Annotated in this window: 1 protein-coding gene and 2 pseudogenes; 2 read left to right on the top strand and 1 reads right to left on the bottom strand. The window is 69.5% G+C overall.

What is annotated here, in order from left to right; genetic code table 11:
* The first annotated feature begins 200 nt into the window (after positions 1-200).
* Together ABEA93_RS41920 and ABEA93_RS41915 are read left to right on the top strand one after the other, a co-directional pair.
* Positions 201-1184 (top strand): M20/M25/M40 family metallo-hydrolase, encoded by a 984-nt coding sequence (locus ABEA93_RS41920; RefSeq protein ID WP_345681277.1) that lies wholly within the window; start codon positions 201-203, stop codon positions 1182-1184.
* 278 nt (positions 1185-1462) lie between these two features.
* Positions 1463-1651, top strand: a pseudogene (locus tag ABEA93_RS41915) (o-succinylbenzoate synthase); the annotation flags it as partial.
* Positions 1652-1667: 16 nt separating this feature from the next.
* Here the strand turns inward: ABEA93_RS41915 and ABEA93_RS41910 are convergent.
* Positions 1668-2022, bottom strand: a pseudogene (locus ABEA93_RS41910) (hypothetical protein); the annotation flags it as partial.

Below are 2022 nucleotides of genomic sequence, written 5' to 3'. Positions count from 1 at the left end.
CGACCGGCCACGTGCATGACGGCACCGCTCGGTAGGCCGACGATTCAACCGCAGGACAGCCGCAGCGTCAGTCAGCTGGGGAGTCAGACCCCCCGAGCGGCGCCATCCACATCCTCACAGTCAGCTGCGAATCGCCATCGGAGAACGTCGAGGCGACGCGGCGCTGCGGCGAAGTCCTGGCGCGCATCGTCGCCCGTACCGTGGGCGCCGCCCGCGAGATCGTCTTCCGAGGCGACCGCGAACACTACGTGTGGCGCTTCGGCGCCGGCCCCACCCGCGTCCTCCTGATCGGGCACGTGGACACGGTGTGGCCGCTGGGCACGCTGGAACGATGGCCGTTCGCCGTCGAGGGCGACCGCGCGACCGGACCGGGTTGCTTCGATATGAAGGCCGGCCTCATACAGGCGATCCACGCCGTCTCGCTGCTCCCGGACCGGGACGGCGTCGCTCTCCTGGTCACCAGCGACGAAGAGCTCGGCTCACCGACATCGCGCGAGTGGATCGAAGAGCAAGCCGCCGGTGCGCGGGCCGCGTTCGTGATGGAAGCCAGCGCCGCGGGCGCGCTCAAGACCGAGCGCAAGGGCGTCTCGATTTATCAGGTGACCGCACTCGGGCGGGCCGCCCACGCCGGCCTCGAGCCGGAGAAGGGTGTGAATGCCGCCGTGGAACTGGCTCACCAAACGCTCGCGGTGCTGGACTTGGCGGACCCGGGCGCGGGCACGACGGTCACTGCGACGATCGTTCACGGTGGGACGACGAACAACACCGTTCCGAGCAGCGCGGTCCTCGATGTGGATGTCCGAGCCGCTACCGTTGCCGAGCAGAAGCGTGTCGACCGGGCGTTTCGCCGCCTCCAGCCGGTACTGCACGGTGCCACGCTGGAGGTGGTCGGCGGCCCCAACCGGCCCCCCTTGGAAGCAGCGATGTCCGGGGACCTGTTCGACCGTGCCGCCAAGCTGACCAAGCAGCTCGGGCTGCCCGAGCCACGTGCGGTAGCCGTCGGCGGAGGCTCGGACGGCAACTTCACCGCAGCTGTCGGCGTACCGACCCTCGACGGTCTCGGTGCGGTGGGCGACCATGCGCATGCCGAGGGCGAGTACGTCCTGGTTTCCGCGATGCCCGAACGGGCCGCCCTGCTGGCCGCCGTTGTCCGGGACGTGCTCGACGAGGACGACCGGTCCTAGCGGGTCGTCCGCGACGACAACCCCGAGGGCCGGTTTTCAGTCGCGCAGACCACAACATTGCGCCCGCACTACGCCAAGGTGTCATCACCGCAAAGACCCGATGACCGCGATGCCGCGGGCCCGGGCAGCTCCATCGCCGATGTCACGCCCACGAGGCCGAAGCGTCGGAAACACGTGGCATCGCGGCCATCCACCCAGGCTTTGCCGCCTCGGGTGACCGTTGACTGAGAAGAGTTGTCGTCGTGAAGATCCAAGGTTTCGAACTACGCCGTGTCGCGATGCCGTTGAAGTCGCCGTTCCAGACTTCGTTCGGCACGCAGCACACCCGTGAACTCGTCCTCCTCCGTGTCGAAACCGCCGACGGCGACGGCTGGGGTGAATGCGTCGCCATGGAAGACCCGCTGTACTCCACGGAGTTCAACGACTCGGTCGAGCTGGTGCTGCGCAACTTCCTCATCCCGGCGCTGCTCGCGGAGCCGGACGTCACCGCCGGCCGCGTGGCCCACCTCCGCGCAGATCTCGGAGAAGTTCGACGGCTTGGTCGTACTCGCGCTGCTTCTTGGCTGCGATGCACGCGACGACGCGTAGCCACGTGCCCTCGGGGTCGGCGGCGAGGGTGGTGAGGTACTGCTCGCGGTCTCGGGCGGCATTCTCGGCGCGGCGCTGCTCGGCGGCGGCGCGCTCGCGGCAGCGGGCCTCGTCGCGGTGGTGGCGGCGTTCGGCTGCGGCGTCCAGGAGTTCGGCGACGGTACGCCTGCTCTGCGCGGGTGAGTCCGGCGTGTGGAAGCGCCGCAGGATCTCGGTACGCACGTGGGCGTCGTGGCCCTCGGCGACGCGC

The sequence above is a fragment of the Yinghuangia aomiensis genome, assembly GCF_039542225.1.
GTDB lineage: Bacteria > Actinomycetota > Actinomycetes > Streptomycetales > Streptomycetaceae > Yinghuangia > Yinghuangia aomiensis.
The sequence above is the reverse complement of the archived record's forward strand: the minus strand, read 5'-3'. Positions and strand labels throughout refer to the sequence as shown.